We start from the raw sequence: 24,787 nt of genomic DNA, 5'->3' as shown, positions 1-24,787 counted from the left end.
CGGTGTTTTTGCCGTAAGAGTTATCACAAACCACATTTGGAATTTCCAATAAACAGGAAAAAATATGTCCGTGCAGGCGGGTGGTGGTGATGTTGTCATAACTTAGGAAGTTTTTGGCTACCCGTTGCACAATGCGTAAGGTATAGTTTTTCCAGTATTGATGAACAAGATCTTTTAACCGACTGATATCGTGCCGCTTGGCAAATTTTGCTAAACGCCAGCTTACTGCCAAGACGAAGTCATCCTGACCGGATAAAATGTCATCCCAATCTTTGATATGGCTACCGGCAGGCAATTTTGCCGTAATATTTTTTTCGATATCGCTGGCTTCAATGTCTTTGCGTAAGAAATATAGCGATTGCCCGGTTTGGGTATTTTTTGTCGGTAACTTGCCGTACAGTTCATGTGCCATGTCTGGTGATAAATATACGTTTGGTGAAAACTGTTCAAAGGCATTTGCCGTTCTTTCATCACGTGCCAGCAAATGACAATCTTGATGCTGCATGAAAAGTGCGGCGGATTTTTCCAACGTTTCTTGGCTTTTATAGAAAAGGGTTTGTGGTAACACAATCACCCGATTATTCGGGAACGTCCGTATAATGGTTTCCCGTAAATTTTGGTGCTGTGGATAAAGATCACCGAAATTACCACCGCCGTGTAATAAAATGGTGGTGTTTGGTGTAATTTTCTGTTTCAGTTCTTCGATGTCCATATCGAATTCACTGCGTTTTAAGGCCACATGAATATGATGATCCGTAAAAAACTGTTCTGTTCCGTGATAAATCAATAAATCGCCCACGTTTAAATGCAACGGGTAATCAAGATAAAAAACATCGTTTTTATCTTTAATTAAATCTGCAATTGGAGCTAATTTGTTTTTTAAATCAATGAGTTGTTGATTCATCTTTTCACTCTTTTTCTTAAATAGCTAAATAAAAAGTCTTTTTCAGTTTTGTTGAGTCCCATCACGAGAATCACTGAAATTAACACAACTTCAAGCAGGATAGCTTCTCCCACGAATTCAAAGAATGAATAAGTGTGTTGGGTATCCGAGAAATAAATTAAGCCTAATAATAAGGCAAAAACCAAGCTGATATTTGTTAAGTATGAGACAAATTCTTTGCGATTAAATTTAATTCTTTTGTTAATAAAGTAGAGACGATAAAGCTGCATCAAAAGTGCGGTGCAGAATTTACCGATAAAGGCATAGACCGGATTGTAGCCTAACGTGAACAGATAATAGGCAAGCGGCACCGTGCAAAGATCGATAATCGCCAAGATAACGTTGTATTGTTTAATGGTTTTTGAGCCGATAGCTAACGCCGTCATCCAAAACGACCCCGCCATGGCACTAATAAGGGAACAAACAAGCGTGGCTTGTACCAGTTTATCTGTGTACATCGGCACATTATTACCCAACCAAAGGGTAAGTAAGGTATGACTGAAATACAGCACCGGTGCGGATAAAATCGCGATTAAATAAAAAGAATATTTTGAGGTGCCCAAGATCAACTTTTTATTTCGCTCATAGTCTTTTGCCGCATAGGATTGCACCAGTTGCGGGTTAAACGCCACTTGGAAGTTGTTCACAAAACTATACACGGCGGTATCCACTTGCGTCGCAATACCCACCGCCGCATTTGCGGCAACGCCGAAGAACAGGTTGGTCACCATATTCAGCCCTTGCGTTGAACCTACATAAGCCAGTTGCCCCACCAGCATCCAGCCGGAAAAGCTCATCATTTCTTTGGTGGTATGTAAATCTTTCTCAAGATGGAAACGGGTTTCTGTGTAGAAAGCCTTGCGTGTGAAACGAAAATAAAGGGTAAACACCAACATACTGACGCACAACAACAAGAGGCTATAAGAAATCAGTTTGTCGTAGTGTTCGATATGCATCAAAATAAAGATAGCGGTCAGTTTAAAGGCAGTTTCAGCTAATCCCAGCCAGGCATAAAAAGCCATTCTTTCATGGGCAACAATCATGGCATTAAAAGGCACTTTGATAATTTCAATCAAGGCAATGACCAAGGCGACCTGATAAACAATATTGGCCGCTTGCATACGCGCGGCAGGAATAATTAATTTATGGTTAAGGAACCACAGCCCGACGGTTTCTGCCAAGATTACCACAACCAACATGATCAATAAGTGATTGAGAATACTGATATTAAAGACTTTATTGATGCGCTTGCTGTCGTTTGAGGCTTTTTCGACGTTAATGAAACGTTGTGTGGTGGCGGTCATGGTGCCGTTAAAGAAAGAGAACAAAATCACCACGCCCATGACAATGTTGTAGATCCCGAAATCTTCCACGCCTAATACGCGCAACACCACGCGCGAGATATACAGCATCGCGCCCATATTGAACAACATACGGATGTAAAGAAAGAGGGTGTTTTTAGCAATGGTTTTGTTGGACATCGGGAAAATCGAACTTGTGTTTTTGCCGTAAAATAGGTGGGGGATTATAGATTTCTTTAGTATAATCAGCAATCTTTTATGCAACTATTTCCCCTTAATAGCATCAAATGGGAAATGGATTTTAACTGAGATAATTATGAATAAATATTTGATTTCACTTGATAAAGATGTTCAGCGCCGTGAGCTGTTTTTTGCTCAACCCGATACCGCCGATTTCGCGGTTTTTTCAGCGATTAATACCATGCAAAAAGAATGGGATGCGTTGGCAGAGGTGTTTAACCCAACGAAGTTTGAACAGCATTATGGACGCAGCGTCACAAAAGGCGAAATTGGTTGTACATTAAGCCATTTAGCGGTTTATCGTCAGATCGTAAAAGATCAAAATGTGGCAGAGAATGACTATGCATTGATCTGTGAAGATGACGCCTTGTTTAATGCAAATTTGTTGCCAAAAACGACCGCACTTTTAACTGAAAAGTGCGATGCGGATATTGTATTAATCGGGCAATCAAAAATTGCGGACTTTGACGATGTGGAATTAGAGATTAATTATCCAACCACCTTTTCTTTTTTACGTCAAACTGTTGGCGATGTTACCGTCGCGTATCCGTATAAAAGTTATTTTGCCGGCACGGTGGCATACTTAATTAAAAAATCCGCGGCACGTGCATTTTTAAAACAACTCGAACAGGAAAAACCGTTTTGGCTTGCGGATGATTTCTTATTATTTGAAACCCAATTCCAGATTAATAACAAAGTGGTTCGTCCGCTTGTAGCCATTGAAAACCCACAATTAGTGAGTAATTTGGAAGCGATTCGTGGTTCAAAATCCAATAATTTGGTGAAGAAATTAATAAAATATCCGTTCAAAAAAATCTTAGCAGTGAAAAAAAATTTAGGAAAATAACGTAAAAAATGACCGCACTTTTTAACCTTTTTTATCTTTACGATCCTTGGTTGTTCCATGTCGTACGAATGTCATTCGTTGCAGGCCTCGCCGCATTGGTTGTCTTGGCGTATCAGTACGTTAAAAAGCAGAAACCGCAAGGCATTATTTTGCCTTTAGACAGTCTTGCTGTTTTAGGCGGATTGATTATTTTCAGTGTGATTCCGTTATTGCTTAATGGCACAAAAGATCTTTCTGTTATCACCATGTATGTGAAAGAGCTGATTTTATTTATCTTCGGTGTAGGACTTTATAATGCCTTTTACGCCAATGCAAATGGTCAACAGAACGTGGTGCGTGATTTGCAAATTGGCGTGGTGGTGCAGTTTATCGTAGGTGTGATTGGCTTACTCGGTGCATCATTTATGATTGATTTCTTGCTTTCGACCAATGCGGTGTTGCCTGCACGTTTTTATGGTTCAGAGCAGGAATATCGACTATATAACATCACCGCAACCGCCTTTTTCCAACTGAGTTTATTCTATTTAATGCTGTTGCATTTCTTGCTCGCTTACAACGCTAAACATAATGCGCTTCCAAGTATTTTAGTGTTTTTTATGCTATGTATTGGATTGATTTCAGGGCGTACATTTCTATTATTATCGGTCGTGAGCATTTTTGTGTATTTCAAATGGCGTTATGTGCCATCGCTTATTGCATTCGCTATTTTAGTATTGCTGTTAGCGTATTTCTTACCGGAAAATCCTTATGTGACCCATGCGTTAGAACCCGTGATTAATTTATTACACGGTGCAGGATTTGTCAGTTCGTCAACGGATACTTTGATGAAAAACCACCTCTTTATGCCAACGCTTAAACAGTTTATTTATGGCGATGGGATGTATATGACAGGGCAGTTAGAAGTTGGTCGTTATTATGGTCATACGGATTCCGGTTTCTTACGTCAAATTCTTTATGGTGGCGTGTCTTATGCCTTAGTATGTTTTGCTGTGACATTCTATTTTGTACGCAAAGTCGCCTTAAATTGGTTTGATGGCAGTTGGAAATTTATTCTTTCTGCCTTTGTGATTTTGGCATTTTGTAACATCAAAGCCGATACCTTTGCTTTCCCTGGCATTATGTTCGTTATGTTGATGTTCTTATCGCTTTTTGGCACTCACGGTAAACAACTGATTTTCTTTAAACAAAAGGAGCCGAAAGATGTTTAGTATCATCGTGCCTTCTTATAATCGGAAAGAAGAAATTCCTGCGTTATTGGAAAGTTTAACCAAGCAGACTGCCTATAATTTTGATGTGGTGATTGTGGATGATTGTTCAAAAGAAGCCGTTGAAGTCACACAATCTTATCCATTTGCAGTTAAAGTCATTCGTAACGAAACCAATCAAGGGGCAGCAGAAAGCCGTAATATCGGGGCAAGAAATGCCGATAATGAGTGGTTGTTATTCCTTGATGACGATGACCGTTTTGCGAATGATAAATGTCAGAAATTAGCCGATGTGATTGCTGAGCATGCTGATGTTAACTTTGTTTATCATCCTGCTAAATGTGAAATGGTGAATGAAGGTTTTAGCTATGTGACCAATCCGATTGAGCCACAAGAGATTAGTGTAGAGCGAATTTTACTGGCGAATAAAATCGGTGGTATGCCGATGATTGGGGTGAAAAAAGATCTGTTTTTAAAAATCGGCGGATTATCCACCGCACTTCGTTCATTGGAAGACTATGATTTCTTGCTGAAGCTTGTACAAGATCCAACGTTTAAAGCGTACAAAGTGGCAGAACCATTAACTTATTGTACCTTCCATACGAAGCGTTCTAGTGTATCAACGGATACGACTCATACGCAAAAAGCGATTGATTATATCCGTGAAAATTATGTGAAAACGGCAGAGCAAGAAAAGCATTTTGCTATCAATGCACAGTATATGTTGGCCTACCCACATATTATGAATTTATCCCGCAAAGCGGCTTTTTACTATTTTGAGATTTTTAAATTAACGAAAAGTATTAAGCAGCTAGTTATTGCCTTTGTGGTTTTAATTTCCCCTAAATTGGCAATTAATTTGAAACGATTTATGTAAGTAGCGTGCAACTTGTTGCACGAATTTTATGTCGGTACTTTGATGCAATAAGTTGCATCCTACGGAGATATATGAAATTTTCAGTTTTAATGTCCTTATACGTTAAGGAAAATCCACAATATTTAAGAGAATGTTTTGAAAGCCTTGTAGCACAAACGCATCCTGCCGATGAAATCGTCTTAGTGTTTGATGGTGCGGTGACACCGGAATTAGACGCGGTTGTCAGCGAATTTGAAGCAAGATTGCCGCTTCATTTAGTGAAGTTACCGAAAAACCTGGGATTGGGTAAAGCCTTAAATGAAGGATTAAAACATTGTTCGCACGATTGGGTTTTCCGTATGGATACGGATGACATTTGTGTGCCGGAACGTTTTGAAAAGCAAGTGGCATTTATTGAACAACATCCGGAAACGATCATTTTCGGTGGGCAAATCGCTGAGTTTGGTGACAATGTTAACGACATCGTGGCGTATCGCAATGTGCCGACAACGGCGCAAGAGATTGTGAAGTTCACGCAAAAGCGTTGTCCATTCAATCACATGACCGTGGCGTATCAAAAAAGTGCGGTCATCAATTGTGGTGGATATGAAGATCTGCAAGAAGATTATTATTTGTGGATTAAGCTTGTGGCACAAGGTCAAAACGTGGCGAATTTGCCGGATATTTTGGTGTACGCCCGCGTGGGCAATGGCATGGTAGGGCGTCGTCGTGGTTTAAATCAAGCCAAAGCAGAGTGGCGTTTGTTTAAATTAAAATATCGTTTAGGTATCCAAGGATTATTTTCCGGCTTGTTTACGTTTGCTTTGCGTTCCGGGGCACGATTATTGCCAACGTCCTTATTGAAAAGCCTCTATCATACGTTCTTGAGAAAATAGCCCATGACGTTTACGACCTTTTTAAAAACATCTGTTATTTTCACCGCACTTTTTGTGGCGGGATGTTCTTCTCATGCTCCTTCATCTTCAAGTGGCGGAACTCATGGTATTCACGCTGTTGCAGCAAGCGCGGTTTATAGCAAGCCTCGCACATTAGAGAACTTCAATGATTATGTGAATTTCTTGAAAGGCAAAGCGGCAGCCGAAGGCGTTTCGATGGATGTGTTGAATGCACAAAATAACATTAACTACATCCAAAAATCCGTGGATTTGGACGATCAACAAGCGGGACGGATTCGTAAACGCGATCCTAATGCGCCACCGGTGATAAACCCGAATGGCACGACCAATTACTTAAATCGCGTATTAACCGAAAATAAAGTAGAGACGGCTTCTGCACGTTATTGGGAGCAACTGCCACGACTGGAAAAGGCGAGCCAAACCTTTAGTGTCCCGAAAAATTATTTGATGGCATTGTGGGGCATGGAAAGCAGTTTTGGCTATTATCAAGGCAGTTATGATGTGTTGTCCGTGTTGGCCACGTTGGCTTTTGACGGGCGTCGCGAAGCGTTATTCAGTAAAGAATTTATTGCAGCCATGAAAATGCTGCAACGGGATCATATTCAGCGCCACAAAATGCGGGGATCATGGGCAGGTGCTATGGGGCAAACCCAATTTATGCCAAGTTCCTATTTACGTTATGCCGCGGATGGAAACGGAGATGGTGAGAAAAACATTTGGACGGAACACTATGATGTGTTTGCCTCTATCGCCAATTATTTGCACACCGAGGGCTGGAACCCTAATCTCCCTTGGGGCATTGAAGTCACCGTAAACCAGTCGATCGATATGGCATTATCCGGTATTGAAGAAGGCAAACAACGCAGCTTAGCCGACTGGCAGAAACTGGGCGTGACGGCTAAGTTCTTTACACCAGAAACGCAGCAAAAACTGACCGCACTTTCTCAGGCGGATTTGTGGCTGGTGAGACCGGATCGTGAATTGGGGCGAGCGTTTTTAGTGTCAAACAACTATCGCACGCTATTGCATTGGAACAAGTCGAATTATTTCGCCGTGAGTATCGGCATGTTTGCTGATAGAATTCAGCAGCGCATCGGCAACTAAATAAGAGAAATTAAGGAATTAACATGAAAGTCATGTCATTTAACATCAACGGATTAAGAGCAAGACCACATCAATTAGAAGAAATCATAGATAAATATCAACCGGATGTGCTCGGCTTGCAAGAAATTAAAGTGGCGGATGAAGTCTTCCCTTATGAGTTGGTGGATCATCTTGGCTATCACGTCAACCATTTTGGCCAAAAAGGGCATTATGGTGTGGCTTTGTTGAGTAAACAGGAGCCGTTATTGGTGAGAAAAGGGTTCCCGACCGATGATGAAGAGGCGCAAAAACGCATTATTATGATCGACTTAGCAACGCCATTTGGTCAATTAACGGTGATTAACGGCTATTTTCCACAAGGTGAAAGCCGCGAACATCCAACCAAATTCCTGGCAAAACAAAAATTCTATGCGGATTTACAACGCTATTTGGAACAAGATCACAATGCACAAAACCCGGTGATCATTATGGGCGATATGAACATCAGCCCGTCTGATTTGGACATTGGTATCGGCGAAGAAAATCGTAAACGCTGGTTGCGCACCGGTAAATGTTCCTTCTTGCCGGAAGAGCGCGAATGGTATCAGCGTTTATATGCGTATGGCTTGGAAGACACTTTCCGTTATTTAAATCCGACGGTAAATGACAAATTCTCGTGGTTTGATTACCGATCCAAAGGATTTGATGATAATCGCGGTTTACGCATTGACCATATTTTGGCAAATAAAGCGTTGACAGCGCATTGCGTGGATGCCGGGATTGCGCTTGATATTCGGGCGATGGACAAACCATCAGATCATGCACCTATTTGGGCGGAGTTTAAGTAATGCCATTAAAAAATCCTGAACAACATTGGCAAAATTACCGTACGGTTATCAACGGCAATATGGCCTCTTGCACCGTGAATTTAGATATTTTTGAACAATTTACCCCAGATAAATACAATAAAATTGTACAGGTTTCATTGCCTTATGAGGGGGATGAAAATACGCTGCCAACATTAGATGAACATCATCGAGTGGTTAAAGAATTATTCAAAATTTTGGTGCAAATTTCGGCGTTACCAGAATTGCTTTATGCTGGGCATATTTTCACTGAAGGCTATTTAAAACTTTATTTTTATTGTAATGAAACCACCGCACTTTTCGATGTACTTGACCAATTTAAAGACGACATTGAGGAGATTACAGTGCAAGAGGATCCAAATTGGGATACCTACTTTGATTTTTTATTGCCCTCACCGTTAGAAATGAAACTCAATATGACAGAAGAAATTTTGTCTATGTTGCTACAAAACGGCAGAGATCTTGCGGACACTTACCTTGTTGAGCATACCTTCCATTTCGCAGAAGAGCCACAAATGTTCCAGTTTATGGAAGAGGTCAATTTGAGCGATCTTTCCTACAATACGATAAGCTACAGCAGCGCCCCAATGATTTTTGAGGATGAAGATGACAACGAAGGGTTATATATCGTTAAAATCGAACAGGAAATGACGTTAGATAACGATGATATTTTCCGTTATGTGGAGCAGTTTGAACGATTGGCGGAAAAATTTTCCGGTGAATATGTAGGCTGGGAAAGCGATACGATAAGCCAAGGAAAGGTGAATTAATGGTGGTGAGGGATGTTTATAAATTTACGTAAAAAAAGAGGCATTCTTTTTTTTCAATGTTCCTGTATAATTAGTAGAACTTATAACAAAAAAGATGAGAAAAATTATGAAGAAAATTTTAGTTACTGGTGGTGCGGGCTTTATTGGTTCTGCGGTTGTTCGCCATATTATTGAAAATACACAAGACAGCGTGGTGAATGTCGATAAACTTACTTATGCTGGAAATCTAGAATCCCTAGAATCTGTGGAAAATAATCCACGTTATACTTTTGAACAAGTTGATATTTGCGATGCTAAAGCATTAGCGCGTGTATTTGAACAACATAAGCCTGATGCAGTCATGCATTTAGCGGCAGAAAGTCATGTTGACCGTTCTATTGATGGGCCTGCTGCTTTTATTGAAACAAATATTGTTGGTACTTACACGTTATTGGAAGCCACGCGTGCTTATTGGAATACGTTAAGCAATGAGAAAAAAGTAGCATTTCGTTTTCATCATATTTCAACAGATGAGGTGTACGGTGATTTAGAGGGAACAGATGATTTGTTCACTGAAACGACACCTTATGCACCTAGCAGTCCTTATTCTGCATCTAAAGCCTCTAGCGATCACTTGGTTCGCGCATGGTTGCGTACTTATGGCTTACCAACGATTGTGACTAACTGTTCAAATAACTATGGTCCATTTCATTTCCCTGAAAAACTTATTCCATTAATGATTTTAAATGCACTAGATAGAAAGCCATTACCAGTTTATGGAAATGGTCAACAAATTCGTGATTGGTTATTTGTAGAAGATCATGCACGTGCATTATATAAAGTTGTCACGGAAGGTAAAGTAGGCGAAACCTATAATATCGGTGGGCATAATGAAAAAGCGAATATTGACGTGGTTCGCACTATTTGCCAGCTATTAGAAGAGCTTGTTCCAAATAAACCTAAAGGCGTGGTGAAATACGAAGACTTAATTACTTATGTGAAAGATCGTCCTGGCCATGATGTACGCTATGCAATTGATGCAACCAAAATTAATCAAGAATTGGGTTGGAAGCCACAAGAAACTTTTGAATCAGGTATCCGCAAAACGGTAGAATGGTATTTAAATAACAAAAAATGGTGGAGCCGTGTATTAGATGGCTCATATAACCGTGAGCGTTTAGGTAATTAATAATTTACAAGCGGTGAATTTTTTAAGGAAATTTATAAAGAATATAATAAAATCTACCGCACTTTTAAAGGTACACTAATGAAAGGTATTATTCTCGCTGGCGGTTCTGGAACACGCCTCTATCCGATTACTCGAGGAGTGTCTAAACAGCTTTTACCGGTTTATGATAAACCAATGATTTATTATCCACTTTCAGTATTAATGTTAGCGGGTATTCGTGATGTTCTTATTATTACTACCCCTGAAGATAATGAAAGTTTCAAGCGCTTATTAGGTGATGGCTCAGACTTTGGGGTGAATTTACAATACGCAATTCAACCAAGCCCAGATGGCTTAGCACAAGCATTCCTCATTGGTGAAGAGTTTATCAACGGTGATAGTTGCTGTTTGGTATTGGGAGACAACATTTTCTACGGTCACCATTTCTCTCAAATGTTGCAAGAAGCAGTTGCTCAACCAAGTGGTGCAACAGTATTCGGGTATCTTGTAAAAGATCCTGAACGTTTCGGCGTAGTTGAATTTGATGAAAACTTTAAAGCGATTTCGATTGAAGAAAAACCCGCACAACCAAAATCTAATTATGCAGTAACCGGTTTATATTTCTATGATAATCGTGTAGTGGAATTCGCAAAACAAGTGAAACCATCCGAACGTGGCGAATTGGAAATTACTACCCTTAACGAAATGTATTTAAACGATGGTTCGCTCAATGTGAAATTGCTTGGGCGTGGTTTTGCTTGGTTAGATACCGGTACTCATGAAAGCTTGCATGAAGCAGCTTCATTTGTGCGTACCATTGAAAATGTACAAGGTTCACAAGTGGCATGTTTAGAAGAAATCGCGTGGCGTAATGGTTGGCTTACTTCCGAACAAGTGGAAAAACTTGCCAAGCCAATGGCAAAAAATGAGTATGGTCAATACTTGCTTAGAATAATTAAGGAAAAAAAATAGTGTGGCAAAATTCCTAATCACAGGGGCAAATGGACAAATAGGTTTCGCTTTGACACAAAGATTAAGGATTGAAAAAGGTCATGATATATTAGCTTTAAAACATAGTGAGCTTGATATCACGAATAAAAATACTGTATTGTCTTTGGTTGATTCGTTTAAGCCGGATATTATTTTTAATGGAGCAGCTTACACTTATGTAGATAGAGCTGAAACTGAAGAGTCACTAGTTCATGATGTTAATGTAAAAGGGCTAAAATATTTAGCTGAAGCTGCAAATAGAGTTAATGCAAGTATCTTGCATATATCTACTGATTATGTATTTGATGGATATAAAAAAGGTAAATATACAGAATGCGATATTACTTGCCCCTTAAGTGCTTATGGCAAAAGTAAGGCAGAGGGAGATAAGGTGCTTCTTTCCCTTGTTTCAAGAGTAATTATTTTACGTACTTCTTGGGTTTTTGGCGAACATGGCAATAATTTTGTGAAAACTATGCTTCGCCTAGCAAAAAAATACGATACATTAAACGTTGTTGCGGACCAAATTGGTGGGCCAACTTATGCTGGAGATATTGCTAACACGTTAGTTAAGATTGCTGAAAAAATTATTAGAGGCGAAAATGTCGAATATGGCATTTATCATTTTAGTGGAGAGCCCCATGTTAGTTGGTGTGATTTTGCTAAAGCTATTTTGGCTGAGGCTGTTTCACAAAATGTATTAGAGAAAGTTCCTTTTGTAAACGAGATTACCACTGCGGATTATCCAACACCTGCTAAACGCCCAGCAAATTCTTGCTTGGATTTAACCAAGATTCAGCAAGTCTTTGGCATTTATCCAAGTGATTGGAAAAAAGCGTTGAAAAACATTAAAGCTTATGCAGAATAAAAAGAAGGAAATATGCTTGAGAAAATAGAGCGTTTAATTGATGAAATTAACAAAGTTCATTTATCCTTTTCAAAAGATTATTTTGAAACCGATGAAATAGAAAAAGTTAATTTAAAACATACGCTGGCAAAAGTGCCTATTGAGCATATTTTATCTTATCGCCTTAACTTACACGAATCGATCAATGATTATTTATATCGTGCTGATTTATATGATGTGCCTTACTTTTATCGGGTAAAAACATCAGAATCTATTTTAGATAAAATTGAACGATTCAAACAACGCAGTGAAGGCTATCCTGTTAATAGCATTTTAAATGATATTTTTGGTGCAAGGATTATTGTTGACTCCGATGGTATTGCACAAGTAATGGAACGATTAGATCATTGGAAAGAAAAATACGGCTTAAAAAACTGGTATTTGCGTGATAAAGATGAATATGTTGGTATTCATATTTATTTCAAAAATGCCAGCAACTTTTATTATCCTTGGGAATTACAAATTTGGGATAAGAAAGATGCCGAAAAAAATATTCAAAGCCACCGAAAATATAAACGAAAATTTGTAAAAAATAAGGATTCTCAATGAAAGTTATTGATACTAAAATCACTGATGTAAAATTATTAGAACCTCAAGTGTTCGGTGATGAGCGTGGTTTCTTTATGGAAACCTTCCGTGATGAATGGTTTAAACAAAATGTGGCAAATCGAACCTTTGTACAAGAAAATCACTCAAAATCAGTCAAAGGTGTATTGCGTGGATTACATTATCAAACCGAAAATACTCAAGGCAAATTAGTACGTGTTATATCTGGAGCAGTATTTGATGTCGCTGTAGATATGCGTGAAAAATCTCCTACATTTGGGCAATGGGTTGGTGAGATTTTATCTGCTGAAAATAAACGTCAACTTTGGGTACCAGAAGGCTTTGCACATGGTTTTTATGTGTTAACTGCAGAAGCAGAGTTTGTCTATAAATGCACTGATTATTATAATCCAAAAGCTGAACATTCTTTAATTTGGAATGATGAAACTGTTGGGATTGAATGGCCTTTAGAAGGCGAACCGAGTTTGTCAGCAAAAGATTTAGCTGGAAAAATTTTAAAGGATGCTATGATATTTAAATAAGATGTTGCTTATGAAATCTTTTATAAATCAAGTTAAATATATTGAATTATTGAGGCAGCTTGTTCTTAAGGATATTAAATTAAAATATAGAAGAAGTTATTTAGGCTATATTTGGAGTATTTTAAATCCTTTGCTAATGATGATTGTATTAACAGTGGTTTTTTCGAACTTATTTAAATTTGATATTCCTAATTTTTCAGCCTATCTGCTTACAGGGCAATTAATTTTTGGTTTTGTTTCAGAAGCGACTTCTAGTTCTGTAACAGCTATTGTTCATAATGCTTCTTTAATAAAAAAGACATATGTACCAAAGTATATTTTTGTTTTATCTAAAATAACAAGTTCATTAGTTAATATGCTGTTTGCAATGATAGCCCTAATTCTTGTAATGATTTTTACCCAAGTAGAAATTACATTGAATGTTTTATGGGTTCCCATAATTTTCTTGGAACTTTATATTTTTAGTTTAGGATTAGGATTCATTTTATCGGCTTCAACTGTATTTTTTAGAGATATTCAATATTTATGGGGTGTTTTTACTTCTATTTGGATGTATTTAACCCCTATAATCTATCCGGTGTCTATTATTTCTCAAGAATATCGTTGGTGGTATGATAACCTAAATCCTATGGTGAATTATGTTGAGCAATTTAGAGATGTAATTCTAAATAGTCAGAGTTTGTCAATAGAGTCTTTATCTCAAGGTTTTATTATATCGATAATTCTATTATTATTCGGCATTTGGTTTTTTAATCGTAAAGAAAATGAGTTTATACTTTATATCTAAATAATTATGAATGATATAGTGATTGAAGTGAAAAATGCTACAGTAAGATTTAATAAATCATCTGAAAGTATTAGTGGTTTAAAAGAATATATTATTAAGATGTTAAAAAGAGAGCTAATGTTTCAAGAGTTCTTGGCACTTAAAAATATTACTTTTACTGTAAAACGAGGGGAATCTTGGGGCTTGATTGGGAAGAATGGTTCAGGTAAATCTACTTTACTTAAATTAATTTCAGGAATTATCAGACCTTACCAAGGAAATGTAACAGTCAATGGATCTATTTCACCATTAATTGAATTAGGCGCTGGCTTTGATCCGGAATTGACAGCGAGAGAAAATATTTTTCTTAATGGGGCATTATTAGGCTATAGCAAAACATTTATTGAGTCCCATTTCCAAGAGATCGTTGATTTTGCAGAATTAAATGACTTTATTGATGTGCCTATCAAAAACTTCTCCTCAGGTATGTCTGCTCGATTAGGATTTGCTATTGCAACAGTGCAGAAACCTGATATTTTGATTGTTGATGAAGTATTGGCTGTAGGTGATTTTGCCTTTCAACAAAAATGTAAAGAGAGAATGGAGAACTTGTTGAGTAATGGTACAACATTATTATTTGTTTCTCATTCAATTGAGCAAGTTAAAGAGCTATGCTCTAAAGCTATCTGGATTGATAATGGTGAAGTAAGGGTTATAGGGGATACTTCTTCTGTTTCTCAAGAATATCTATCTTCTATGCTTAATAACTAAATCTAAGGAAAAAAATGAAAAGATTAGCAATTTATTTATTTTATGATCACGATGGAATAGTAGATGATTATATCCCATATAAACTTGAAAAATTAAAAGAATTTGTTCAGGATATCTGGTTTGTTTCAAATTCAGGATTAACTGTTGATTCACGTAAAAAGATTCAACATTGCACAGATTATATTATGTGCCGAGAAAATGTAGGATTTGATGTTTGGGGATATAAAGAGGCAATTGAGAAAATTGGCTTCGATAAACTAGCTGAATATGATGAAGTTATTTTATTAAATTATACTTTCTTTGCACCTATCTTCCCATTTTCAGAATTATTTGAGTGGTCAGACAAGCAAGATGTTGATTTCTGGGGAATTTCGGATCATGCAGAAATAAAACCAAATCCTTATACGGGAACAGGTATTTTACCTAAGCATATTCAATCACATTTTATTGCAATTAGAAAAACTTTATTAGTCTCTCATGAATTCCAAGATTATTGGAAGAATATGCCTATGATTCATTCATATACTGATTCAGTATTAATGCATGAATCTAGGTTTACTAATCATTTTTTAACAAAAGGATATAATTATTCTGTTTATATTGATTCAGATGATTTCTCTGTAAATTACCCAACTTTTTTATCAATAGAAGATACGTTAAAACACCGCTGTCCTATAATAAAAAGAAGACCTTTTTTTCATGATCCACTTTATCATGACGTAGAATGCTTATTTTTACGTAGAAGTATAGAGTATATTGAAAATAACTCTGATTATGATACGACTCTTATATTTAAAAATATACTTAGAACAACCAAACCTAAGGATCTTGCGACTAACCTAACTTTATTGAAAGTTTTTGATTCACAATGTGAAGAAGAAGTAAGATCAGATATCAAAATTTTAGTTATTGCGCATATTTATTATCCAGATATGCTCGATGAAATCGTTGGTTATACTAAAAATATACCTTGTTCTTATGATTTGCTTATTACTACTTCTAGTATAGAAAATAAATGCAATATTGAATCTAATTCAATATTGCGATTTAGTGGTGCAAAATCAATTAATGTAAAAGTAGTAGAGCAAAATCGTGGTAGAGATATGTCATCTCTTTTTATCACATGTAAAGAAGAAGTTTTATCAAATAAATATGATTGGATTTGTCGATTACATTCTAAAAAATCACCACAAAATTCCCATAATATGTCTCAACACTTTAAAGAGATGATGTATCTAAATCTTTTAAAAGATAAAGCTTATACATCTAAGGTATTAAATTACTTAGATAAGAATAAATCTATAGGATTTGCAATGCCTTCAATGGTGCATATAGGTCACCCTACTTTAGGCCATGCTTGGTTTACTAATAGGGAATTAGCTATAAAAATAGCAGAAAAGATTGGTGTTAAAATTCCATTTGATGACATTTCTCCATTTGCTGCATACGGTACTATGTTTTGGTTCAGACCAAAGGCATTGCGTAAACTTTTTGAATATAACTGGAAGTTTGAAGAGTTTAATAAAGAACCAATGCATTGTGATGGATCGTTGGCTCATGTTCTAGAACGTTTATTAGCTTATACCGCACATGATGCTGGTTACTTAGCATGTAACATTATGTCGTCAGAAATGATGGAGCTTAATTACACTAAATTAGAATATAAAATGCAAAGGCTGGTTAGTAATTTATCTAATGGCGATATACCTTATCAAATACATTTAGCATATAATGCAAAATATATGTCAGGTAATGTATCAGAGGGCAATCCAAATGTTAGTCGCTATTTTGTTATTAATGTAGTGAAACTATTGAAGACTCATGTACTTGGAAATTATCCTAAATTATCTAAAATTACACGTGTGCCATATAGAAAATTAAGATACTATTATCATAAATTAAGAGGACATTAATTCAATGAATATTATTGTAACTGGAGCCAATGGTTATATCGGTCGAAATGTCGTAAGAGGTTTATTAGGTAAAGGACATCAAGTCACAGCAATGCTTTTTGATGGAGAAACACCCCATCATTATTTAGAGGGAGCAAGCTTATTTTATGGGAATATCTTCGCTTTATCTCAAGATAAGAAATGTGATTTGGTGAAAGATGCAGAATGTTTATTGCATTTGGCCTGGCAGGCTGGGTTTAATCATCGAGACCCTTCTCATTTAGCTAACGCGATGAAACATTACGAATTTCTCACATCTATGGCAGAATTAGGTATAAAAAATATCTCTGTTGCAGGAACAATGCATGAGGTCGGATACTTTATTGGGCCTATTGATGAAAATACACCTTGTAACCCTAGAAATCCTTATGGAATTTCAAAAAACTTCTTACGCCAAGCAATGTTTGATTTTGCTAGTGTAACGCCTGAATTAAATTTACAGTGGTTGCGCTTTTACTATATTACAGGCGATGACCGTTTTAGTAATTCCATTTTTACAAAAATCTTAAAGGCTGAAGATGAAGGTCAAGAATTTTTCCCATTGAATAGCGGAGAAATGCTTTATGATTTTATTGATATTGAAGAGCTTTCAGCACAAATAGAAGAAAGAATTTCAAGCAAACAGTCTGGTATATTTAACTGTTGCTCAGGTAAACCAAAGAGCTTACGAACAGCAGTAGAAGAGTTTATTGCAGAACATAACTTGAAAATTAAACCTAGATATAATGTTTTTCCTTCTCGACCTTATGATTCTATGGCTGTATGGGGGAAAAAATAGGTAGAAATTTATGAAGGAAAAATTTTTCTATATTGATTTTATTAAAGTTATTTCTTGCATTGCTGTAATGTTATTTCATTTGGATATGCATTCTTTTTATGCAGATAATAATGCTCCGTTATTTTTTGGACTAAAATTTTTAGGAATGAATGTTGGTGATATCGCAGTATCTCTCTTTATTATATCTTCTGGTTTTGGTTTGGGGCTGTCAGCTAAAGAAAATTTTTCTCTAACCTCTTATATAAGAAAGCGGTTTCTAGCTATTTATCCTTCGTATTGGCTTACTTATGCTGTTGTTGCGTTATTATTTATATTATTGAGTAAGCCAATAGGTGAAGGTGTTCCAGCTATTAAGTTCTTGTTAACAATAATCGGTTTAGATGGACTATTCCTTTATAAGTTTCCTACTTACTACTTGGTTGGTGAATGGTATACTGGATATATGTTAATAACATATATATTTTTTCCATTCTTATTTCTATATGGTTTAAAAAAGCCTTTGTTATCATTTCTCCTTTTAATAGGATTAGTTGTTTCTTTGCACATAAAATATGGGGCTATATTTGAAATGTGGGAGCCAATAAACCCTCTGATGCGATTGCCAGAATTCTTTTTTGGTATTTGTTTTGCTCAAAATATTAGGAAAGACAAGTTACTAAGAGGAATCTTGACAGTTGTTGCTCTAGCTATTCTAGTAAATACATCAATTTTACTAGATAAAATACCATATCATTTTGTGCTTATTATGGTTGGAATTTCTTTCTTTATTATTATATCTAGCGTATTTGATATAAATTTTATTCCTAAATATATGAGAGAACTATTTAGCCAGTTATCTCGTTATAGCTTTCTAGCATTTTTAGTTCATCATCAAATTTTATTACTTTTTTATAGTGCATTTGATGTCGCTCACTCAAATAATTTTGTTAAATTTTCTATATTAATAACTGTAATAACATTAAGTTTTTTTTATGGTTACTTAGTCTATCCATTAGTTAATTACATAACAGAAAAACTAAATAATTTACTCTTTTATCGAAAAAAAGAATCATATGGATAAAGCATTTCAATATGATGTAATTGTATGCACCTTCAACGGTGCATCTTTTATATCTTCACAATTAGAAAGTATTTTATCGCAAACCATTTTGCCTCAAAAAATTATTGTGTCTGATGATGGATCTTGTGATGAGACGCTTTCTATTGTCAGAAATACCTTTGCTAATGCTAATTTTACTGCTTATGACATTATGCAAGGTCCGAAAAAAGGCGTGATTGCTAATTTTTTGTTTGCATTAAAACATTGTGAGGCAGACTTTACCTTTTTATCGGATCAAGATGATATTTGGCATACTAATAAAATCGTTGCGTTTGCCAAGATTGCGGAAAAGCAAAATAATGCTATACCAACACTCATCTTTAGCGACGCACGTTTGATTGATGAACAAAATCACGAAATTGCGCCTAGTTTTTTTGCTTATCAGGCTTTAAGTGCCAAATGCTTAAGTGACGACTCGATTTTGTACAAAAACTGTGTGCAAGGTGCCGCCTGTATGATCAATCGTGCTTTACGTAATTTAGCACTAGATTCTTTATCCTATACTCAACTTTCTGAACTTTATATGCACGATTGGTGGTTGGCACTGTTAGCGCGCTATTATGGTGAAACACAATTTATAGATAAGCCTTTGCTAGATTATCGTCAACATTGCCAAAATCAAGTGGGAGTGTTTAACCATAAATTGCGTCTATTTTATTATTTTATTCGATTTAAGTCTTACTGGAAAAATATTCGTCAGGCAATCCGGCAAGTTAAAATGTTTGAGCAATTTGCTACACAATATGGCAAACCACATTGTTTACCTCCCTCTTCAAAAAGAGAGTACCAAAGTGTGCCAAAATTAAAGCAGTGGCTATTATCTCTTTTGGTAAAATAAGGAAGAAGAATGACTGCTCTTTCGTTTGCATTATGCGTACCAACCTACAATGCGGGCAATCAATGGCAGGATTGGGTTCATGCCTATCAATCTCAATCCTTGAAAGCCAGTCAAGTGATTGTAATTGATTCCTCTTCTTTTGATGAGACAGTCAAATTATCAGAAGAGGCAGGGTTTTGTGTACATTCGATTTCACTATCGGCGTTTAATCACGGGGGAACGCGCAATCAAGCGGTCAAATTTTCGGAAGATTTTGCAGATATTGTGGTGTTTATGACCCAAGATGCAATTTTGGCATCTTCTGATTCATTGGTTAATTTACTTGCGCCTTTTTCCGATCCTAAAGTGGCTGCTGTTTGTGGGCGACAGTTACCACATCATAATGCAACACCGTTAGCCGCTCATGCCCGTTATTTTAACTATCCGTCTGAATCAAAAGTGAAATCTCAGGCGGATATTTCTATACTTGGAATAAAGACAGCATTTATGTCAAATTCTTTTGCGGCTTATCGCCTATCCGTTTTTGAGGAATTAGGTGGATTTCCGGATAATACTATTTTAGCGGAAGATATGTATTTAACGGCAAAAATGATTTTATCGGGGTATAAAGTTGCCTATTGCGCGGAGGCAACAGTATTTCACAGTCATAACTATACATTAAAACAAGAGTTTCAACGTTATTTTGATACTGGTGTATTTCAGCGTGATCAGGCATGGATCCAACAAACCTTCGGTAAAGCAGCCTCGGAGGGGAAAAAGTTCGTGCTTTCGGAATTAAAATTTCTATCTAAAAATGCACCGCACTTATTACCTAAAGCGCTATTATCAACATTTGCCAAATGGGTTGGTTTTAAATTAGGTTATCATTATAAAAAGCTACCTTATGCATGGTGTAGGTGGCTAAGTATGCACAAGGGATATTGGAAAAAATGACAAAGGTGCAATATTCAACGCCTCTCATCAATAAGGCAAGTTTAATTCTGACAGATTGTTGTTCGTTTGTTTTTTCGATTGTTGTTGGTTACTGGCTTTCTCCGTTAGATGATTTTTCTCGCGATGTCTTAGAATTTAAAGGATCTATTTATCGTGTCGGGTCTTTTATACTCGCTATGTTGGCTTGTATTGTAATTCTTTGGATATTTTATCGCCATTATACATATAGAAAGCCATTTTGGGATGAATTGAAAGATATTTATTTCTCTATTTTTGTTATTTCTTTTATTAATTTAGCATTATTAGTTTTTGCTAAGATTCATGATCCCACCGAAACTTGGATATCTGTCTATATCGTATTGTTCCTTTGCTTTCCAATTTTTCGTTTTTTTTGTAAGAAAATCCTGAAAATAATGAAATTATGGGAAATGCCCAGTGTCATTATCGGCACAGGGGGTAATGCATTTCGTGCTTACAAAGCTATTCAGCAAGAAACCAATTTAGGTTATAAAGTAAACGCGTTTGTATCTGACCAGAAAATAGGGGTTTTTGCTAAGCATGTCGATTTTATTTCTGAGCAAGTGTTTTTGACACAATTAAATCATTATGAAAAAGTATTTATTGCTTTAGAGAGTAATGAGTCGGACTTATTGGCTTACTGGGTAAAAAAACTGTCTGCTTTGAATTTTCGTAATGTATCCATTATTCCTGCATTACAAGGTATTCCTCTTTATGGTGCAGAAATTTCACATTTCTTTAGCTCAGAAACAATTGTATTACGTATTCCAAATAATCTTGCCAAACGTTCTACTCGCTTTGTAAAACGTTCTTTTGATATTATTGTTTCTGGGGCGCTATTATTTTTGCTTGCACCGTTATTCTTCTGTTTATTTTTAATTATTCGAAAAGATGGCGGAAATGTTGTTTATAGCCAAGTGAGAGTGGGTCGTAACTGTAAGACATTCAAATGCTATAAATTCCGTACAATGGTTGTGGATTCACAACAAGCTTTGAGAGACATCTTGGCAAGAGATCCTGAAGCTCGTCAGCAGTGGAATAAAGAATTTAAACTTAAGAATGATCCTCGCATTACACCAATAGGTAATATTTTGCGTAAAACCAGTCTTGATGAATTACCTCAATTATGGAATGTGTTTAAAGGTGAAATGAGCCTGGTTGGCCCCCGTCCTGTCACAAGATTAGAGTTGAAGTACTACGGAGATGATCTTATTTATTATAAAATGGTCCGACCGGGCATTTCTGGTTTATGGCAAGTTAGTGGACGTAATGATGTAGATTATTCTACTCGGGTTTATTTAGATGCATGGTATGTAAAAAATTGGTCTTTGTGGAATGATATTGTCATTCTCGCGAAAACGGTAAATATTGTATTGAGACGTAAAGGGGCCTATTGAGCTATTGTGTAACTTTTTTGTGTTTAGTTTAATTATTTTTATTTAGGAAAAACATATGAAAAACATCGTTATTGTCGGTGGGGGAGCCGGTGGTTTAGAGCTGGCGACTTATTTAGGAAACAAATTGGGTCGTAAAAAGCGTGCAAATGTGACGTTGATTGATCGGAACCAAACGCATTTATGGAAACCGTTATTACACGAATTGGCGACTGGCGCCTTGGATGATGGGGTAGAGGCGTTGAGTTATCGTGCGCATGCGTATAATCATCATTTCCATTTTGAGCAAGGATCTATGGTCGGTTTAAATCGTCAACATAAATATGTAGAACTTGCGCCGGTATATGGCGAAGACGGCGATATGATTGTGGTCTCCCGTCGTATTCCTTACGATTATTTAGTCATTGCTATCGGAAGTAAATCGAATGATTTCAACACGAAAGGTGTTGCGGAGAATTGCATCTTTTTAGATAGCCCGGCACAAGCAATGCGCTTTCAACAGAAAATGTTGGAATTATTCTTAAAATTCCGTGAAAACCAAGCGTTGGATGATATTGGCGAAGAAGAAAGCAAACAGCAATTAGCCGAGGACGGTCACATTAATATTGCGATTGTGGGCGCTGGTGCGACGGGTGTTGAGCTGTCTGCCGAGCTATATAATGCAGCAGAGCATCTGTCTTCCTATGGTTATGGCGAAATTGACAGCAGTCGTTTAAAAGTTACCTTGATTGAGGCAGGTCCTCGAATTTTACCGGCTTTGCCTGAACGCATTTCTAATGATGCAACAGAAGAATTAAGCAAGTTAGGTGTAAAAGTAAAAACCAATACCATGATCGTCGAGGCGGATAAAAAATGCTTGATTACCAAAGATGGTAGCCAAATTCCGGCAGATTTAATCGTGTGGTCAGCAGGTATTCGCACATCGTCGATTACTCAAAACTTTGATGGCTTAGAAATCAATCGAATTAATCAATTAGTTGTGAAGAAAACCCTGCAAACGACAGAAGATGACACGATTTTTGCCATGGGCGATTGCTGTTTCTTTATGCAAGATGATGGCAAGCCTATTCCGCCGAAAGCCCAAGCGGCTCATCAAATGGCCAGTTTCTGTGCGAAAAACATCATAGCCTTATTTGAAGGGAAGCCGCTGAACGAATTTAAATATAACGATAAAGGATCGTTGGTTTCATTATCTGAATTTACCGCATTTGGTGCATTAGGTGGCAAATTAACCGGTGGTTCATCGATGACCATCGAAGGTAAAATCGCGCAATGGATGTACGTTTCCCTGTATCGTATGCACCAAGCGGCTTTGCATGGGTGTTTTAAAACCGGCTTAATTATTGTGGTCGGTCGTTTAAATCGCTTCCTGCGGCCATCCTTAAAACTGCATTAATTCAAGCGCGTCTTTAGGTTAGTCTGCAGCGAAATGGCAGGCTAATTTATCGTTGTCTCTTCCTGCGGTAAGTCTTTACGGAAAGACACCATCAGTTGGTCGATTTTGAAATTCTCGGTGTCGATAATTTCAAATTTATAGAGATCGAACAACACGAAATCGGTTTTTTTCGGGATTTTGCGTAGCATATACATCATAAAACCGGCGATCGTTTCGTAGTTCTCGTCATGCGGGAAGGCTTCAATATCCAAGGCGCGTTTCACATCTTCCAATGGGGTCGCGCCATCAATAAGCCAAGAGTCTTCATCACGGCGGATAATTTGTTCTTCTTCATTAGAAACCAATTCGCCCATCACAATGCTCATCACATCATTTAGCGTTACAATCCCCACAACCAGAGCATATTCATTCACAATAATGGCAAAATCTTCACCGGTGGATTTGAACAGTTCCAGCACTTCATATAAAGACAGGGTATCCGGTACAAATAGCGGTTTGCGCAATAAGCGGTGGTCGGTTACTTGCACTTGTTCTTCTTTTAAAAATAAGGTAAGCAAGCTGTGCGATTCCACATAGCCGAGAATGTGATCTAAACCTTTATCGCAAATAATTAATTTAGAGTGCGAATTTTTTGTTAGGGTATCCAGCACCTGTTGACGATTAAAAGTGCGGTCTAAAAACACAATGTTTTCGCGCGTGGTCATGGTAGAGGTTACGGTACGCTGTTGCATATCGAAAATATTCTCGATGAGATAATGCTCTTGGGCTTTTAGCACGCCCGCCTCAGCACCGGCATCCACCACGGCGACAATGTCTTCCGGCGTCATGCTTTCTACTCGTACCGTAGAGATTTTAAACAGACGGAAAATGATATTCGCTAACGAGTCGAAAATCCAAACAATCGGCTTCAGCAGGAAAATGCAAACTTGCATAATACGCACCGTGCGCAACGCCATTGCTTCAGGATTGAGCAGCGCCAAGCGTTTTGGCATTAAATCTGCGAATAAAATAAAAGAAGCCGTGACAATGATAAACGCCAGCCATGAAGCGGCACTTTCCGCCCAAGGCGCGTCCGTGTATTGATTAATGAAAGCTTGTAAATAAACGCGAATTGTTGCTTCGCCAATCACCCCGCCAAGCACGGCAACCATATTCAAACCAATTTGTACGACCGTGATAAAACGCCCCGGTTGTTCTTGTAATTTCAATACCAACGCCGCTTTGGTGTTACCTTCGTTCACCATGTTTTGCAATTTAATGCGACGTGCGCCCGCCAAGGAAATTTCAGCGGAGGAGACGATAGCACTGATAATAATCAGCAGAATTAAAATGAAAACAGCAGACCATAAACTCATCATATTTTGACTCACTCTGACCTAATGGGAGAAATGATTGCATTCTATCATAACATCATAAAGCACAAGAAATCGGTTTAGGGTTTTGTCGGTTTAGGCGAAGAAGAACAGTATGACGAATATGCAATGGCATTCGCAGAGCGCGTTTAAACGTACAAAATCAGAAAAATAAAGCAAATAAGAATGAATTAAGGACGAATAATAATCCGCATGTAAAACGTGCGGTTTTTAGGCTCCCCTATAAGGGCCTATACTTCACAAGCCCTTCAAGGGGATTGTGAAAACCGGTAACTGTGTTTATTTTCATATCACTATTTTAGTGAATCG

Annotated in this window: 24 protein-coding genes; 21 read left to right on the top strand and 3 right to left on the bottom strand. The window is 37.2% G+C overall.

All coding sequences use genetic code 11. The annotated features are described in order from the left end of the window. Both HMPREF9065_RS01710 and HMPREF9065_RS01715 read right to left on the bottom strand, forming a co-directional pair. The coding region (locus tag HMPREF9065_RS01710) for a polysaccharide pyruvyl transferase family protein (protein WP_021616777.1) at positions 1-904 on the bottom strand (904 nt) is incomplete at its 3' end. Continuing rightward, positions 901-2,424 carry an oligosaccharide flippase family protein gene (locus tag HMPREF9065_RS01715; RefSeq protein ID WP_021616776.1) on the bottom strand — a complete coding sequence of 508 codons (1,524 nt, stop codon included), beginning with the start codon at positions 2,422-2,424 and terminating at the stop codon, positions 901-903. The genes HMPREF9065_RS01710 and HMPREF9065_RS01715, both read right to left, overlap by 4 nt. A gap of 136 nt (positions 2,425-2,560) precedes the next feature. Between HMPREF9065_RS01715 and HMPREF9065_RS01720 the strand changes: the two genes are divergently transcribed. The 21 genes from HMPREF9065_RS01720 (at position 2,561) to HMPREF9065_RS01820 (ending at position 23,105) form a co-directional block, all read left to right on the top strand. After that, the gene (locus HMPREF9065_RS01720) at positions 2,561-3,331 is read left to right on the top strand and encodes a glycosyltransferase family 25 protein (protein WP_021616775.1); all 771 of its coding nucleotides are present in this window, start codon (positions 2,561-2,563) and stop codon (positions 3,329-3,331) included. A gap of 8 nt (positions 3,332-3,339) precedes the next feature. Beyond that, positions 3,340-4,539, top strand: a complete 1,200-nt coding sequence (locus HMPREF9065_RS01725) for a hypothetical protein (RefSeq protein WP_021616774.1) — start codon at positions 3,340-3,342, stop codon at positions 4,537-4,539. After that, positions 4,532-5,413, top strand: a complete 882-nt coding sequence (locus tag HMPREF9065_RS01730; RefSeq protein WP_021616773.1) for a glycosyltransferase family 2 protein — start codon at positions 4,532-4,534, stop codon at positions 5,411-5,413. The genes HMPREF9065_RS01725 and HMPREF9065_RS01730 overlap by 8 nt, the downstream gene beginning before the upstream one ends. Positions 5,414-5,484: 71 nt before the next feature. After that, a complete protein-coding gene (locus HMPREF9065_RS01735; protein WP_021616772.1) occupies positions 5,485-6,288 on the top strand; it encodes a glycosyltransferase family 2 protein in 804 nt (267 codons plus the stop codon). Between the two features lie 3 nt (positions 6,289-6,291). Then, complete coding sequence (locus HMPREF9065_RS01740) at positions 6,292-7,413, top strand: lytic murein transglycosylase (protein WP_021616771.1); 1,122 nt, start codon at positions 6,292-6,294, stop codon at positions 7,411-7,413. A gap of 23 nt (positions 7,414-7,436) precedes the next feature. After that, positions 7,437-8,240, top strand: a complete 804-nt coding sequence (xthA, locus tag HMPREF9065_RS01745; protein WP_021616770.1) for an exodeoxyribonuclease III — start codon at positions 7,437-7,439, stop codon at positions 8,238-8,240. After that, positions 8,240-9,028 carry a TIGR01619 family protein gene (locus tag HMPREF9065_RS01750; protein WP_021616769.1) on the top strand — a complete coding sequence of 263 codons (789 nt, stop codon included), beginning with the start codon at positions 8,240-8,242 and terminating at the stop codon, positions 9,026-9,028. Before xthA ends, HMPREF9065_RS01750 begins: the two co-directional genes overlap by 1 nt. A 106-nt stretch (positions 9,029-9,134) precedes the next feature. Continuing rightward, positions 9,135-10,196 (top strand): dTDP-glucose 4,6-dehydratase, encoded by a 1,062-nt coding sequence (rffG, locus tag HMPREF9065_RS01755; RefSeq protein WP_033002709.1) that lies wholly within the window; start codon positions 9,135-9,137, stop codon positions 10,194-10,196. A gap of 78 nt (positions 10,197-10,274) precedes the next feature. After that, positions 10,275-11,147, top strand: a complete 873-nt coding sequence (gene rfbA, locus HMPREF9065_RS01760) for a glucose-1-phosphate thymidylyltransferase RfbA (RefSeq protein ID WP_021616767.1) — start codon at positions 10,275-10,277, stop codon at positions 11,145-11,147. 1 nt (position 11,148) lies between these two features. Next, positions 11,149-12,033, top strand: a complete 885-nt coding sequence (gene rfbD, locus HMPREF9065_RS01765) for a dTDP-4-dehydrorhamnose reductase (RefSeq protein ID WP_021616766.1) — start codon at positions 11,149-11,151, stop codon at positions 12,031-12,033. 12 nt (positions 12,034-12,045) lie between these two features. Next, a complete protein-coding gene (locus tag HMPREF9065_RS01770; protein WP_021616765.1) occupies positions 12,046-12,621 on the top strand; it encodes a hypothetical protein in 576 nt (191 codons plus the stop codon). Further along, the gene (rfbC, locus tag HMPREF9065_RS01775) at positions 12,618-13,160 is read left to right on the top strand and encodes a dTDP-4-dehydrorhamnose 3,5-epimerase (RefSeq protein WP_021616764.1); all 543 of its coding nucleotides are present in this window, start codon (positions 12,618-12,620) and stop codon (positions 13,158-13,160) included. Before HMPREF9065_RS01770 ends, rfbC begins: the two co-directional genes overlap by 4 nt. Before the next feature lies 1 nt (position 13,161). Then, positions 13,162-13,947 carry an ABC transporter permease gene (locus HMPREF9065_RS01780; protein ID WP_021616763.1) on the top strand — a complete coding sequence of 262 codons (786 nt, stop codon included), beginning with the start codon at positions 13,162-13,164 and terminating at the stop codon, positions 13,945-13,947. Between the two features lie 6 nt (positions 13,948-13,953). Then, complete coding sequence (locus HMPREF9065_RS01785; RefSeq protein ID WP_021616762.1) at positions 13,954-14,697, top strand: ABC transporter ATP-binding protein; 744 nt, start codon at positions 13,954-13,956, stop codon at positions 14,695-14,697. A 14-nt stretch (positions 14,698-14,711) separates the two neighbouring features. Continuing rightward, positions 14,712-16,610 carry a rhamnan synthesis F family protein gene (locus HMPREF9065_RS01790; RefSeq protein ID WP_021616761.1) on the top strand — a complete coding sequence of 633 codons (1,899 nt, stop codon included), beginning with the start codon at positions 14,712-14,714 and terminating at the stop codon, positions 16,608-16,610. A gap of 4 nt (positions 16,611-16,614) precedes the next feature. Continuing rightward, positions 16,615-17,427 carry an NAD-dependent epimerase/dehydratase family protein gene (locus HMPREF9065_RS01795; RefSeq protein ID WP_021616760.1) on the top strand — a complete coding sequence of 271 codons (813 nt, stop codon included), beginning with the start codon at positions 16,615-16,617 and terminating at the stop codon, positions 17,425-17,427. Positions 17,428-17,437: 10 nt separating this feature from the next. After that, positions 17,438-18,487, top strand: a complete 1,050-nt coding sequence (locus HMPREF9065_RS01800; RefSeq protein WP_021616759.1) for an acyltransferase family protein — start codon at positions 17,438-17,440, stop codon at positions 18,485-18,487. Continuing rightward, a complete protein-coding gene (locus tag HMPREF9065_RS01805) occupies positions 18,480-19,364 on the top strand; it encodes a glycosyltransferase family 2 protein (protein WP_021616758.1) in 885 nt (294 codons plus the stop codon). The genes HMPREF9065_RS01800 and HMPREF9065_RS01805 overlap by 8 nt, the downstream gene beginning before the upstream one ends. A 9-nt stretch (positions 19,365-19,373) precedes the next feature. Continuing rightward, positions 19,374-20,297 carry a glycosyltransferase gene (locus tag HMPREF9065_RS01810; RefSeq protein WP_021616757.1) on the top strand — a complete coding sequence of 308 codons (924 nt, stop codon included), beginning with the start codon at positions 19,374-19,376 and terminating at the stop codon, positions 20,295-20,297. Next, positions 20,294-21,712 (top strand): undecaprenyl-phosphate galactose phosphotransferase WbaP, encoded by a 1,419-nt coding sequence (gene wbaP / locus HMPREF9065_RS01815; RefSeq protein WP_021616756.1) that lies wholly within the window; start codon positions 20,294-20,296, stop codon positions 21,710-21,712. Before HMPREF9065_RS01810 ends, wbaP begins: the two co-directional genes overlap by 4 nt. Positions 21,713-21,767: 55 nt before the next feature. Continuing rightward, a complete protein-coding gene (locus tag HMPREF9065_RS01820; protein ID WP_021616755.1) occupies positions 21,768-23,105 on the top strand; it encodes an NAD(P)/FAD-dependent oxidoreductase in 1,338 nt (445 codons plus the stop codon). 41 nt (positions 23,106-23,146) lie between these two features. Here HMPREF9065_RS01820 and HMPREF9065_RS01825 read toward each other — a convergent pair whose 3' ends face one another. After that, on the bottom strand, positions 23,147-24,460 hold the full coding sequence (locus tag HMPREF9065_RS01825; RefSeq protein WP_033002722.1) for a hemolysin family protein: 1,314 nt from the start codon (positions 24,458-24,460) through the stop codon (positions 23,147-23,149). Positions 24,461-24,787: the final 327 nt, after the last annotated feature.

It is taken from the genome of Aggregatibacter sp. oral taxon 458 str. W10330, from assembly GCF_000466335.1.
Classification (GTDB): Bacteria; Pseudomonadota; Gammaproteobacteria; order Enterobacterales; family Pasteurellaceae; genus Aggregatibacter.
This window is presented reverse-complemented; position numbering and strand designations above follow the sequence as displayed.